The 12,609-nt window shown below is 62.4% G+C and carries 14 protein-coding genes; 9 read left to right on the top strand and 5 right to left on the bottom strand.

Annotation, left to right across the window (positions count from 1 at the left end; all coding sequences use genetic code 11):
- Positions 1–10: 10 nt before the first annotated feature.
- Together ubiA and GV818_RS32035 are read right to left on the bottom strand one after the other, a co-directional pair.
- Positions 11–901 (bottom strand): 4-hydroxybenzoate octaprenyltransferase, encoded by an 891-nt coding sequence (gene ubiA, locus GV818_RS32040; RefSeq protein ID WP_161752763.1) that lies wholly within the window; start codon positions 899–901, stop codon positions 11–13.
- A complete protein-coding gene (locus tag GV818_RS32035; RefSeq protein ID WP_161752765.1) occupies positions 901–1,464 on the bottom strand; it encodes a chorismate--pyruvate lyase family protein in 564 nt (187 codons plus the stop codon). Before GV818_RS32035 ends, ubiA begins: the two co-directional genes overlap by 1 nt.
- A gap of 214 nt (positions 1,465–1,678) precedes the next feature.
- Between GV818_RS32035 and GV818_RS32030 the strand changes: the two genes are divergently transcribed.
- From GV818_RS32030 to GV818_RS31990, 9 genes are all read left to right on the top strand, one after another.
- A complete protein-coding gene (locus tag GV818_RS32030) occupies positions 1,679–1,846 on the top strand; it encodes a rubredoxin (RefSeq protein WP_011064271.1) in 168 nt (55 codons plus the stop codon).
- A 42-nt stretch (positions 1,847–1,888) separates the two neighbouring features.
- Positions 1,889–3,037, top strand: a complete 1,149-nt coding sequence (locus GV818_RS32025) for an NAD(P)/FAD-dependent oxidoreductase (RefSeq protein ID WP_161752767.1) — start codon at positions 1,889–1,891, stop codon at positions 3,035–3,037.
- Between the two features lie 189 nt (positions 3,038–3,226).
- The gene (locus GV818_RS32020; protein ID WP_068577601.1) at positions 3,227–3,502 is read left to right on the top strand and encodes an HU family DNA-binding protein; all 276 of its coding nucleotides are present in this window, start codon (positions 3,227–3,229) and stop codon (positions 3,500–3,502) included.
- A 240-nt stretch (positions 3,503–3,742) separates the two neighbouring features.
- The gene (locus GV818_RS32015) at positions 3,743–4,192 is read left to right on the top strand and encodes a hypothetical protein (protein WP_256679582.1); all 450 of its coding nucleotides are present in this window, start codon (positions 3,743–3,745) and stop codon (positions 4,190–4,192) included.
- Positions 4,180–4,551, top strand: coding sequence for a hypothetical protein (locus GV818_RS32010; RefSeq protein WP_161778556.1), 372 nt, complete (start codon positions 4,180–4,182; stop codon positions 4,549–4,551). Before GV818_RS32015 ends, GV818_RS32010 begins: the two co-directional genes overlap by 13 nt.
- Before the next feature lie 167 nt (positions 4,552–4,718).
- Entirely contained in the window at positions 4,719–5,153 is a 435-nt protein-coding gene (locus GV818_RS32005) for a DcrB-related protein (RefSeq protein ID WP_161778555.1), read from the top strand.
- 21 nt (positions 5,154–5,174) lie between these two features.
- Positions 5,175–6,386 carry a PAAR domain-containing protein gene (locus GV818_RS34835; RefSeq protein WP_161778554.1) on the top strand — a complete coding sequence of 404 codons (1,212 nt, stop codon included), beginning with the start codon at positions 5,175–5,177 and terminating at the stop codon, positions 6,384–6,386.
- Positions 6,379–6,711 (top strand): hypothetical protein, encoded by a 333-nt coding sequence (locus GV818_RS31995; protein ID WP_161752777.1) that lies wholly within the window; start codon positions 6,379–6,381, stop codon positions 6,709–6,711. Before GV818_RS34835 ends, GV818_RS31995 begins: the two co-directional genes overlap by 8 nt.
- A 54-nt stretch (positions 6,712–6,765) precedes the next feature.
- Positions 6,766–7,029, top strand: a complete 264-nt coding sequence (locus GV818_RS31990; RefSeq protein ID WP_161752779.1) for a hypothetical protein — start codon at positions 6,766–6,768, stop codon at positions 7,027–7,029.
- Positions 7,030–7,049: 20 nt separating this feature from the next.
- Here the strand turns inward: GV818_RS31990 and GV818_RS31985 are convergent, their stop codons facing one another.
- The 3 genes from GV818_RS31985 to GV818_RS31975 form a co-directional block, all read right to left on the bottom strand.
- Positions 7,050–7,538, bottom strand: a complete 489-nt coding sequence (locus tag GV818_RS31985) for a hypothetical protein (protein WP_256679581.1) — start codon at positions 7,536–7,538, stop codon at positions 7,050–7,052.
- A 220-nt stretch (positions 7,539–7,758) separates the two neighbouring features.
- Positions 7,759–8,622 (bottom strand): toxin, encoded by an 864-nt coding sequence (locus tag GV818_RS31980; RefSeq protein ID WP_161778552.1) that lies wholly within the window; start codon positions 8,620–8,622, stop codon positions 7,759–7,761.
- Positions 8,607–12,609, bottom strand: a 4,003-nt coding sequence (locus tag GV818_RS31975; protein ID WP_161778551.1) for an RHS repeat-associated core domain-containing protein, incomplete at its 5' end; no start/stop codon positions are given. The genes GV818_RS31975 and GV818_RS31980, both read right to left, overlap by 16 nt.

The following is a 12,609-nucleotide window of genomic DNA, read 5'->3' as shown; positions in this document are numbered from 1 at the left end:
TGTGGGGATTTCAGCGCAACGCGTAATCCATCACCACGCCGATAAAGATCGCCATGCCCGCCCAGTGGTTGTGCAGGAAGGCCTTGAAGCATTTCATCCGGTCGCGATCCCGGGTGTACCAGTATTCCCAGGCGAAACATCCCGCTGCCACTGCCAGCCCCAGGTGAAACCAGGTCCCCAGCTCGAAGCGCGCGCCCGCCAGCAGCAGGCAGCCCAGTGACAGGCCCTGGAGGATGAGAATGATCGCCCGGTCGGCATCGCCGAACAGGATTGCGGTGGATTTGACCCCGATCCTCAGGTCGTCGTCGCGGTCGGTCATGGCGTAGTAGGTGTCGTAGCCCACGGTCCACAGCAGGTTGGCGATGTACAGCAGCCACGCGCTGGCCGGCAGTTCACCGTTCTGCGCGGTGAAGGTCATCAGGATGCCCCAGGAATAGGCCGCTCCCAGCACCACCTGGGGGTAATAGGTGTAGCGCTTCATGAAGGGGTAGCAGGCCGCCAGCGCCAGGGCGCCGAACGACAGCCAGACCGTGGTGGCGTTGGTGCACAGCACCAGCAGGAAGGCTGTGCCCATGAGGATCGCGAACAGCGCCAGGGCTTCCTTGGCGCTGACCTTGCCGGTGGCCAGGGGCCGCTGGTCGGTACGCTTGACCTGACCGTCGACCTTGCGGTCGGCAAAGTCGTTGATGGCGCAGCCACCGGCCCGGGTCAGGATCACGCCGAAGGTGAAGATCAGCACGTGGCTCAGGGACGGCTTGCCCTGGGCGGCAATCCACAGGGCGACCAGGGTCGGCCACAGCAGCAGGTAGATGCCGATGGGCTTGTCCATGCGGGTCAGTTGCAGGAAGTCCCAAGCCCGTGGATGCAGGCGATTGAGGGATTTGAGCAGGCTCAAGTACATCAGCAGGCCTCCGGTTGGGCTTCGATAGCGCGCCACAGGCTGGGCAGGAAAACCTCGGCCACCAGCAGGCTCAGGGGCCCGCGATCGAAGCGCGAGCGGCGGCCCCAGAGTCCCTCGGTTGCCACCGCAGCGGGCAGCCAGGCCTGAGGATAGCGGCAGACCTCGATGGGCCGGCGGGTAAAGGCCTCGTCGCAGAACAACAGTTCACCGAGGGAACGGCTGCCCAGTTCGTCGATATTCAACCCGCCCTCCTGCAAGGCGCTGCGTGCAGCAACGCTGCGGGCAAACACCCAGGCTTCGCCGTGGCCCCGCAGATACACCTCGCGAACCCAGCCCTGGCTGTGTTCGGGCAGGTCCAGGGCGGCGCATTCATCGTTGCGCAGGGTTTGCCATTCCTCCACCAGCGGCGTGACGCTGAAACCGTTGTGGGAGAGTCGGGTCAGGCGTCGGGTCAGCGACCCTTGATCGAACAGCCAGTTGGCGACAACTGCACCGGGGATCGGGGACAGATGGCTTTGCACCAGCCAGGTCGGGGCCGGCGCGGGGGACATTGAGTGCGGCACGGAGGGTCAGTATTGGCAGCAAATGAGGCGGCGAGCTTAGCATGGCAGCCGGCGGATTTGATTGACCCAGGACGCCTGGCGGCACGAACGTGCTTGCATCTGCCGGTAGTGATCAGTAAAAACCCCCAGTGCCGGACGCGGATCAGCGTGGCCTTTAGAGTCGATTCATCGACCGGTCCACCGGCAACGCCTGAATTCCTGAGGAAATGCATCAATGAAAAAGTGGCAATGTGTGGTCTGCGGCCTGATTTACAACGAAGCGGAAGGCTGGCCGGACGACGGTATTTTGCCGGGTACCCGCTGGGAAGACGTGCCCGCAGATTGGCTCTGCCCGGACTGCGGCGTGGGCAAGATGGATTTCGAGATGATCGAAATCGCTTGATCGATTTTTGTGGATTGAACAACCAATAACAAGGAGCAGGGAATGAGCGCACCGGTAGTGATCGTGGGAACAGGCTTGGCGGGTTACAACCTGGCCCGGGAATTTCGCAAGCTCGACGGCGAAACGCCGCTGTTGCTGATCACCGCCGATGATGGCCGTTCCTACTCCAAGCCGATGCTCTCCACGGGGTTTGGCAAGAACAAGGACGCCGACGGCCTGAGCATGGCCGAGCCCGGTGCCATGGCCGAGCAGCTCAAGGCCGAGGTGCGCACCCATACGCGCATCAGTGGCATCGATCCCGGCCACAAGCGCCTGTGGATCGGCGAAGAGGCGGTGGCCTATCGCGACCTGATCCTGGCCTGGGGCGCGGAAACCGTACGGGTGCCGGTGCAGGGCGATGCCTCTGAGTTGATCTTCCCGATCAACGACCTGGAAGACTACGCCCACTTTCGTGCCGCGGCGGCCGGCAAGCGCCGGGTGCTGTTGCTGGGGGCCGGCCTGATTGGCTGCGAATTCGCCAACGACCTGATCCTTGGCGGCTATGAAGTGGATCTGGTCGCCCCGTGCGAGCAGGTGATGCCGACGCTGTTGCATCCTGCTGCAGCTGCGGCGATCCAGGCTGGCCTGGAAAGCCTTGGGGCACGATTCCACCTGGGGCCGGTGCTCAACCGCCTGCAACGCAGCGCCGACGGCCTTGAAGCCCATTTGTCCGATGGTCAGGTGATCGCCTGCGATCTGGTGGTCTCGGCCATTGGCCTGCGTCCGCGCATCGACCTGGCCGCCGCCGCCGGGCTGGTGGTCAACCGTGGGGTGGTGGTGGACCGCGAGCTGAAAACCTCCCACGCCAATATCTATGCCCTGGGGGATTGCGCCGAAGTCGATGGCCTCAACCTGCTGTACGTGATGCCGCTGATGAACTGCGCCCGGGCTCTGGCGCAAACCCTGGCCGGCAAGCCGACGGCGGTCAGCTACGGCCCTATGCCGATTACCGTCAAGACCCCGGTCTGCCCGTTGGTGGTGTCGCCGCCGCCACGGGGTAGCGAAGGCGTCTGGACCGCTGAAGGGCAGGGGGCCGACATCAAGGCCCTGTGCCGAAATGCCAATGGCCAGCTGCTGGGCTACGCCCTGACCGGGGCGGCGGTGATGGAAAAACTGGCCCTGAACAAGGAACTCCCGGCCCTGCTGGCTTAAATACGGGTCGTTCTGTCGGATTAACCCGGTTTCAGCCCTCACAAAGGTCGTGGGGAGACTGGCGCCACTCTCAAGCGCGTGCCATCCTCACACCCGTCTGCCGCAGTGTAGAGCCTGCGGCGCCTTGGGCGCTGTTCCCGTGAACAGCACGGACATAACAACAAAAAACCGTCAAAGAGGCTTCACACTATGCGTAAACCAGAACTCGCCGCAGCCATTGCTGAAAAAGCAGACCTGACCAAAGAACAGGCCAGTCGCGTGCTCAATGCCATCCTTGAGGAAATCACCGGGGCTCTGCACCGTAAAGACAGTGTCACCCTGGTTGGTTTTGGTACCTTCCTGCAGCGCCACCGTGGTGCGCGTACCGGCAAGAACCCGCAAACCGGTGAGCCGGTGAAGATCAAGGCCAGCAACACCGTGGCATTCAAACCGGGCAAGTCGCTGAAAGACAGCGTCAACCCATAAGCATTGAGCGAGTTCCCGTCACCGGGAGCGCGCAGGAAAAGATAGGCACGCCGAGCGCATCGAGTGCCTATTTTTTTGCCCGGCGTTTGCTGGCGGATCAGCTTGCGCACCCGGGGTGGCGTGGCTAGGATGCGCGATTGTTTGACTCGCGACCTAAGGCCAAGGATGACCCGCCCCACAGACAGATCCCCAGTATTGGCAGCCGTGCTTCGTTGCCTGGGGAGCCCAGGCGCAGCCTCCATGACAGTGGGCTGCATCCTTGCTCTTGGCCTGTCATCGGCCTCGGCCGCAGGCAATTCGCGGTTGAGCCAGATCGGTTATCGCGAGGCCCTCAGCTGGTTCCACAGCCAGCAGTACGGCAGCTCCGGTGCCTGGCTCTGTGGCTACTCCCTGGCCCGCGAGGACTACAGCGTGGCACCCAAGGCTCCGCGGTTGATGGTGGAGGTGGATGAGCGCTTTCTCTACCTCAAGACCGGCGGGCAACTGGTGGAGCTCACCGGCGTCGCCCAGGGCCCCGAGCGCAGCGAGTACCAGAATGCTGGCGCGCACATCCGAGTCACCCTGAACATCCTCAAGCGCAACAATTTCAGCGAGTACCAGGAGTCTCACGACCGCCAGGTGCTGGCGCAGATCGAGATGAACGATCAGGTCGAAATCCTCACCCTCAAGGGGCAATCATGCGGTACTTGAACCTGGCGGGCCTGGGCCTGCTGATCGCCAGCGCGGCCATGCCCGCCTTGGCGGATGAATTGAACCCGGGCAAGGGCTGCTACGGCTACCTCACCGAAATGGTGCGCAGCAGCAATTTTCCCTACCGCGACTTCACCACCCCGGAGCACCTCAAGCTGCTGATCGACCGGGATGATGGCGATCAGCTGAGCCTGCAACTGTTCTATGAAACCTCCGGCAGCGGCATCATCGGCTGGGTCCGCTACGACGTACCGCAGCAGGCGTTGTGGAATGTCACCATCGATCCCGAGGAGCCGCAGGCGTTGAAGTTTGACCCGCGCTTTGCCCGGGAGTATGCGGCCTGCCTCAAGGCTCGCTGACCCCTGGCCTGGAGCGCAAGGCCTGGCGCCTCTGAACGCGGCAGCAGCACCCCCGGCGGCGAGGCTTCCTGACTCAAGGTTGCCGACAGGCTCCTTGATTGTTGCCAGTCATTGCCTGAAGATTTGCCGCTGTCCGACTCCCCCTTTTTGCATGGAACGCGAACCTCTTGTCCTCTTACCGCATTCAAGAAGCCGACCTCGACATCCCCGATACCTGGCAGGATCAGAGCATCAACATCTTCAAGCTGCCGGCCGTGGGCGGTGCTCAGGAAGCCAGCTTCGTCATCAGCCGCGACCCGAGCCAGGGCGACGCCGACTTTGCCGACTATGTGGCCAGGCAACTGACCAGCGCCGAGCAGCAACTGCCGGGTTTCAACCTGCTCAAGCGTTGGGACTTCGACATGCATGGCCACGCCGCGGTGCTGCTGGACTACAGCTGGAAGCGCGAAGGCCGCGAGCTGATGCTGCGCCAGGTGTTCGTCGAGCGTAAACCGGCGGTGCTGATCACCACCCTGACCACCACGGCCAATGACCTGGTGCACCACGAGCCGGCCTGGAAGCAGGCCATGCAGAGCCTCAAGCCCCAGCCTTCGGTGGTCTGAACCCAGGCTGAGTAGCGCACCATGGATATGTTGGCAGCAGCCCGCCTGGGCGATGAGATCGCCCATGGCTTTGGCGTGGCGGCGATGCTGGCCGGGGCGGTGGCCGGTGCCCTGATCGGCGCCGCGGTGGTGGCGGCGACCGTGGCCACCGGTGGGGTGGCGATCGCCATCATCGCCGGCTCGGTCGCGGCCGGCGGTTTGTCGATGTTCCAGATCGCCAAGGGCCTGAGCACGATCTTCAACCTGCCCGAACCCAGCACGGGGGTGCTGGTGGAGGGCAGCTTCAATGTCCGCATCAACCTGCGCAACGCCATGCGCGCGGGCCAGGACCACTCGTCCTCGTGCAGCGGCCTGCCACTGAACCATCCGCCCTGGCCGTTCCCGGTGTTGATCGCCGAGGGCAGCGCCAAGGTCACCATCAACGGCAAGCCGGCAGCACGCCTGCAAAGCAAGATGGTCTGCGGTGCACACATCAAGACCGGCAGTGAAAACACCTTCATTGGTGGGCCCACCGTGCAGGTGGCGTTCGTCCTGGATATTGAAGGCTGGATGCACACCGGGCTTGAGGCGCTGGGTTTGCTGGCGGCCGGCGCAGCCCTGGTACTGGCGGCTTGTGCCGGGGCGGCGGCGTTTTTCGGCGCCGTGGCGGTCGGTGGCGCGATGTATGGGGGGATGTCGCTGCTGGGGGACCTGGGCGACCGTTTGGGCCCGGGTTATCGTGACCTGCTTCAGGGCGTGGCCGGCATGGCCTTGCTGGGCATGGGCCCGAAGCTGGCGCGCACGCCGATGAGCGCGACACAACGCACGCTGATGGCGCAGCGACGCCAGGCGCAGATGCTCAAGGACAATCGGGGCTTCAACGTCAGCCCGGTCGCGTGGGACAAATACCCGACCATCGGCCGCAATGGCACATATGTTTCCGACAAGAAGGGTGTCGCGGATATCATCGGCGACTTTTCCGGGCGTTCGAAAGTCACCATCAGCACCGAGAAGGCGGCGAAGCTCGAACGGGCTTTTGGTCTGGAAGAAGGCTCGTTGAAGGACGGCTTCAAGATCCGTCAGGTCGATAACGTCATCGAGCGTATGCCGAGAAGCCCGATGGAGGGCAACCAGTACTTCCTCGGACCGGGTAAGCACCTGCCGGGAGGAGCACCGGAAATGGTGGTCGAGTCGATCCCGACCAAAGATATTGATGGGGTCAGAACCTTAACTGAGGTGTTTGTAAGTGACTGAGCAAGAATTGCAGGCCTATGTGGAAAAGGCGGATGCCGACACAGTACGTATTCGGGTCATTGCCGCTTCTCTGGATGCGGCCTTGGTGGCTCTGGGGTTTAGCGCAACGATCGAACCGGGGGTTTATGCCCAGGACGTAGCGGACGACGGGCGCAAGGCGCAGCTCTTCGATGCCTTGCGCACGCTCGGCGTGGCCTTTGCCGATGGCAAGGAATGGTGCCCGGCCGAGGTTTTTGAATACCTGCGCGACATGAACCTGCTCAGCGGCAAGTTCACCCGGGTTTCCTGGCGAGAGCCCGGGCGTTATCACCTGGTCGAGGTCTGATCGTTCGAGCCAGCAAGCCGCCATTTGCGAGTGGTGGCTGCATAGAGGACCGAGATGAAATTCAACGATCTGTTTGTCAGCCGCGAGGAAATGTTCTCGATGGGCATCGAAGAACTCAGCGGCCAGTACTACGTCTCCTTCCCGGTCAGCCTCGGCGTGGTCGACTACGAGGAGTTCTACGCCATCGATCGCGCGACCTTCGAGCGGTTCGAACAGGACCTGCAGGCCGCGCTGGAATTCGTCACCCGCGGCAGAAAGCGCGAGCTGGATCGGTTGCTGATCATCAAGCCGGGCAGCAATCGCGGCACGGCGATCTGACCCGGCATTCCAGCAAGTGCTCAGGTCAGTGCTGCCAGGAGTTGCTTGTTGAACGACTCCTTCAGTTCCTGGTGATTGGTGTAGCCCAGGGTCTGTTCGTTCAGGATCTTCGCCAGGGTTTCTTCGTCCGGTTTGATGGCGTTGGTTTTCAAGGCGATAAAAATCAGCGGGACCGGATAGGCGTAATACTTTGGCCTCTCGATGACATCGCTCACCAGTGCGGGGCTGACGTTGAAGAGGTTGAACAGGACAGGCAGGTGAACATCCTGGAGCTGGCGCAGAATCACCTGGCAGGTATTTTCAATGCCTTGCTCTGTCACGGGCAGCAGTGGGCAGGCGGCTTTTTCGCTGACCGTCGACAAGCTGTAGACCAATTTTGGATTGGCCAGGTTGGACGGATAGGGCGGGCTTATCCGCTCGATCTCGGCCAGCAGTGCCGGGTGTTCGACGAAGATGATGATTTCGTAGGCGCGGGTGTTGGCCAGGTACTGGAAATGCAGGCTCGCCACGGCGCCCGATTCTTTATGTGCAATCAGCACTTTGTTCCGGGTGACTTTTACTCCGGGATAACCTGCGAGCTCGCTCTTCAAGAAAAGTTGGAGCGCCTTTTCGAAGTGGCTGCGCAATTGATGGGTGCCTGCTTTCATTTCTTGATGGGTCCTTCAATCATGAAACGGCGGTACGACGATCCGCCCCGACCGTCGTTGAGCCCGATGTGCAGGCCTCTGCTCACTTGCCGAACGCGGCATTGATCTCCTTGAGGCTATGGCTGTAGTGCTTTTTCTTCGGATGGAAGTAGACCTCTTTCAGGCTCTTGGAGGTCAGCAGCGGGCTCATCTCGCCGTCTTTCAGGTCCCAGAATTGCAGTGAGCTCAGGCGCTCCATTGCCGGGGCGAACGACACTGAGTCGAGCTCGGAAATGAACACTTCCTCAAGGGTCTGGTTTTCCGACAGGAATCCGTAGTCCCGTAACTGGCTGCATTTTTCGACGTGCAGGGTCTTCAGGCTCTTGAGCGCGTTGGTGGCGCTGATATCGAGCATCTTCGGGCTGTGCTGGATCTGAATCGATACCAGCTCGTCCAGCGTCTCGATGCCGGTCAGTCGCTCGATGTTGCCGCCGCTGATTCTCAGTTCCTGCAGTGCGCTGAGCTTCGAGAGAAACCCGCAATCCTGATTCTTCACCGCCACCAGCAACAGATGCTTGAGTCGGGGCAGTTCCAGGGGCTCCAGCGCTTCGTCTGCGCCGGTAATGTAGAGCGTCTCCAGGCTGGGCAGTCGCGAGAAGTCGATACGGTCCTTGAGGTAGGGGAGCGACAGCAACTTCAGCTGCGGCAACGCGTACAGCGGGCTCAAATCGACCTGCTTCAGGTCGATGTCATCCGACAGATCCAGTGATTGCACGCTGTTGTGCCTATTCAGCGCACTCAAGTCGAGCGGCGTACTCTTGGCCGCTTTGGCAGAGCCCATGACCCGGAGGTTGGCGTAGCCCTTCTTGCTGGCGTATTCGATACCGGCGGCGAACTGTTGGGCCGGTATTTCCAGTGCGTCTATGTCTTCGTTGTAGCTGAAATTCTTCATTACTTCCCCCCACATGATCCGGATTTCTTGAACTGGTTGTCCAACTTCGTGGCCAGCCTGTTCACTTTGCGCTGGGTCTTGGCATCCGCAGCTTCGTAATACTTTTTGCCTGGCGAGTTGAGATTCGGGCTGTTGGCGAACTTCGCCGAGTTGCGCGCGTTGTACTTCTGCATCAGGCGATGTTCCACCATGAAGCCCATCTTGCTGTCGCCGAAGTCCAAATGGGCAAACTGTGTAGCATTGCCCTTGCCTTTGATGCGGGCGAGCATCGAGTTGTTCATGCGGGTCACCGGGCCCTTGCCGATGTAGGAGATCTTGCCGTTGGTGAAGATGTAGGTGCCTGTCCAGCCGAGCGGATCAAAATACGTCAGCGGGTTGGGGCCGTAGGTGTAGAGGTTCAGGCCGCCTTCGAGGCCGATGGGGTCGGGGCTGATGTAGCGGCCGATATCCGGGTCGTAGAAGCGGAACGTGTTGTAGTACAGCCCTGTTTCGCGGTCATGGTACTGACCTTGAAAACGCAGGTTCTGTTCCTCGAGGTAAGAGGGCTCGCGCTGTTCCTCGGCAATGTTCCCCCACACCCGGTAACGGGCCTGCCAGACGCTGTGCCCATCTGCTTCCGTGAGCTGTTGCGGCAGGCCATTGAGATCGTTGTGATAGTGCCGGACCTTCTGCAGGGCGCCCGTACCATCGACCCGGGCCAGCACTTCGAAGCCCTCGTCGACATACAGATAGAGGCTGGTGGTGCTGTTGCGCTGCTCTTGCAGCAAGCGCAGGCCATCCCAGGCGAAGCGGGTTTCGCCCAGTAGATAACCCTGGGCGTCATGTTCGGTTTTCTGGATGCGGCGACCCAGGGGGTCGTAGCTCATGCTTACCGTTGTTTGCCGCTGGCCGGCCTGATTGCGCACCTCTATCAGGCGGTGTTCAGCGTCATAGTGCATGTGCTGGATCAGGTGGCCGGCGCTGCGTTTCTCGATCAGCCGGCCAAAGCCGTCATAACGGTAATGCTTGTCCTGGAACACGCGCTGCTGGTTATGCAGGACCGATCCGGACGCGGCCGATTGGCCATCCAGCAGGTTGGCGGCAGCGTCGTAGGCAAAGGTTTCGGTCTGGCCCAGGACATTGTCCTGGCTGGCGATGATGCGTTCGCTCGCATCGTAGTGATACAGCTGGTGGTGCCCGCCGCGTGGGCGCTGTTCGAGCCGGCCGATGAGATTGTCGGCAGGATCGTATTCAAAGTGCTTGCGCACTGGCGCCGGCAGCGCCGCGGGCTGTTGGGTCGGACGTTGCAGGCGCGAGCGCAGGCGCCCGGCGCGGTCATATTCGCTGAGGGTCGTGAGCTGGCCCTGGGTCCGCAGCACCTCGCGGTGCAGGCGATCTCGCTCGAAGTCGCTGATCACCTGGCCGTCCACATTGATCTGGTGCAGGTGGCCGCTGCCGTAGTACAGGCGGTTGATCCAGCGTTGATCCGGCAACTGGCTCTGGCACAGGTTGCCCAGCTCGTCGTAGTGATGCTGCAAGCAACCGGCCGCGCTCTGTTCTTCCAGCAGCTGGCCGAGGGCGTCGTAGGCGAAGCTCAGGGTTTGCGACTGCTGGTTCTGATCGGTAAAGACCACCTGCGTCAGTTGATCCAAGGGATCATGCTGATACTCGGTCAACCCGTCGCTGGTGACCTTGGCGAGAATCCGGCCCACCGCATCGCGTTCCAGGCGATGGACGATCTTCGGTTGCTCCACGTTGCCCGCGAGGGCTGCCAGATACTCCACGCCTACCACGTTATCCAGCACGTCATAGTGGTACTGCTGCACGCTGCCATTGAGGTCTTGTTGCCGGGTCAGGCGATCCCCGGCATCCCAGGCAAATCGGTAGCTTTCAGCGTTTTCGTTGCTCAGTGCCTGCAGGCGGCCGTAGGCGTCGTAACTGAACTGCACCCGGCGCCCATGGGCATCGATGCGTACCTGAAGCTGGCCCTGTCGATCGTACTGATAGTGGGTGGCGTGCCCGGCCGGATCGATGTAACCGGTCAGCTGGCCGCTGTGGTCACGCAGGAACTGCTCGACACGGCCGTCCGCGAGCTGGTTGCGCAGCAAGCGCCCACGGGCGTCGTGCTGGTAGACCGTCTGTTCGCCCAGGGCATCGGTGACGGCCTGCAGGTAGCCGCGGGGTTCATAGCTGAAGTGGGTCGGGTAGCCGGAGCAATCGGTGAACCGCAGCAACTGCCCCAGTTCGTTCCACTGCAGATGCTTGGTTTTTCCGCTGGCATCGGTGATCTCCACCATCCGCCCATGGCGGTCATGGCGATAGCGGGTGGCGTAGCCCAGCGGGTCGGTTTCACAGAGGCAATTGCCGCGCGGATCGTAGTCGTAGGTCCAGCTGTTGCCGGCGGCGTCGGTTTCGATCCGCGGCAGCGACCAATGCTCCAGCCAAAGGGTCGACTCGCGCCTACCGAGGGGATCGAGGGTCTCGCTGAGGTTGCCGGCTTCGTCGTAGCTGAGCTGGAACTGCCCGCCCTGAGGGTCCGTTGCGCCCAGTAGCTGGCGTTGGTCATTCCACTGGAACTGCCAGGTCTGCCCGAGGTTGTCGGTGTAGTCGGTGATTTGATGCTGCTTGTCCCAGTGCCGGGTGCTCTGGCGTTGCAGGCCGTCCTCGATCCGGGTGATGCCCGCCTGCAAGTCATAGTCAAAGCGGTACTCTTCGCCGCTATCGGTCCAGTGCCGCACCACGCGCCATTCGACGTCGTCGATCTGCGCCCACTGATAGAAGCAGCGCAGCCCGCTGGGCAGCTGGTGCTCCACCATGCGCCCGCCCTCGTAGGCAAAGCGCCGCTGCACCTGCTGGCTGGCGTCCTCTACCTGAGCCAGATCACCATGGGCGTCGTAGGCGTAACGGGCGAGGATTTCCCGCTGCTGGTCCGGGTACAGGCGCTCTATCTGTTGCACCCGGCGCGGCCATTGCGCGCTGTAGATCAGTTCGACCTGAACCAGATCGAAGGTGTCGCGCAGGCGGATCAATTGCCCGGCCGGGTCGTAGTCCAGGTAAATGCGGTTGTCGTTGCGGTCGCCGAACTGGCTCAGGCGCAGCCGCGAGCCTTGCCCGGGGTCGGGCTCGAAAAGACGGTACAAGCCGTTGTTGCTCTCGATCAGCAACTGCCCGTTGCCGTTGCGCCGGACACTCAGCCCTTCGCCGGGGCTGAAGGCGGCAGCGCCCAGGGCAATCGAGCCCATGTCGATGCGCCGGCCCTGTTCATCGATATACACCAGGCGCTCGCCGCCCTCGGGGTGGGTTTCGATCAGCACGCTGATTTCGTAAGGCACACTCCAGCCACTACCGAACAGCCCGTCGCGGCGTTGGTCGAGGCTGTTGTAGAAGCGCTGCCAGTCGATGGGCAGCAGGCCCGGCAAGACGAAGTCCAGGTCCGCGGCGCCACCCAGGACCTTGGCCCCGGTCGCCGCATGCACCGGGTTTGGCGAGCCCACCACGGCATTGGTCAGGGCTCCCATGGCCTGGCTGACCACAAACGAATTGACCCCCGCCAGCAACATGCAGGGCAGGTTGGCCTTGAAGTTGCCCTTGCCGCCCTTGAGCATCATCAGCACGGTAATCGCCAGGCCGATTCCCGGGGTCTTGCCGCTGCGGATCTCGCGCACCACCACCGAGCCGCCGCCGATGCTCACGTTGGACGACACCATGCCCGCCGCGACCACCTTGGCGTCGCAGGTGCTGCGGTCGCCGCTGCGCACGGCCGGCTGGCCGTTGATGCTGACCTTTTCCGAGCCTTCGGCTAGAAACTGCGGCGGCATCGGCGGGTGCTTGGTGCAGGTCACCAGGTCCAGCGGCTTGGGTTCCGTACCGGGGGCAGGGGTGGCGACGGTCGGGCGCCACATCTGCGAAAAGAACCCTTTGGCCATGTCCAGGAAGCCGGGTTCCGCCTCTGCCGCAGCCGGTGACGGGGTCTCGCTGGCGGGCGCCTGGCTTTCCGGGGTGCCCGAGGGCGGGGCAGGGGGC

The sequence above is a fragment of the Pseudomonas sp. Fl4BN1 genome (genome assembly GCF_009908285.1).
GTDB lineage: Bacteria > Pseudomonadota > Gammaproteobacteria > Pseudomonadales > Pseudomonadaceae > Aquipseudomonas.
The sequence above is the reverse complement of the archived record's forward strand: the minus strand, read 5'-3'. Positions and strand labels throughout refer to the sequence as shown.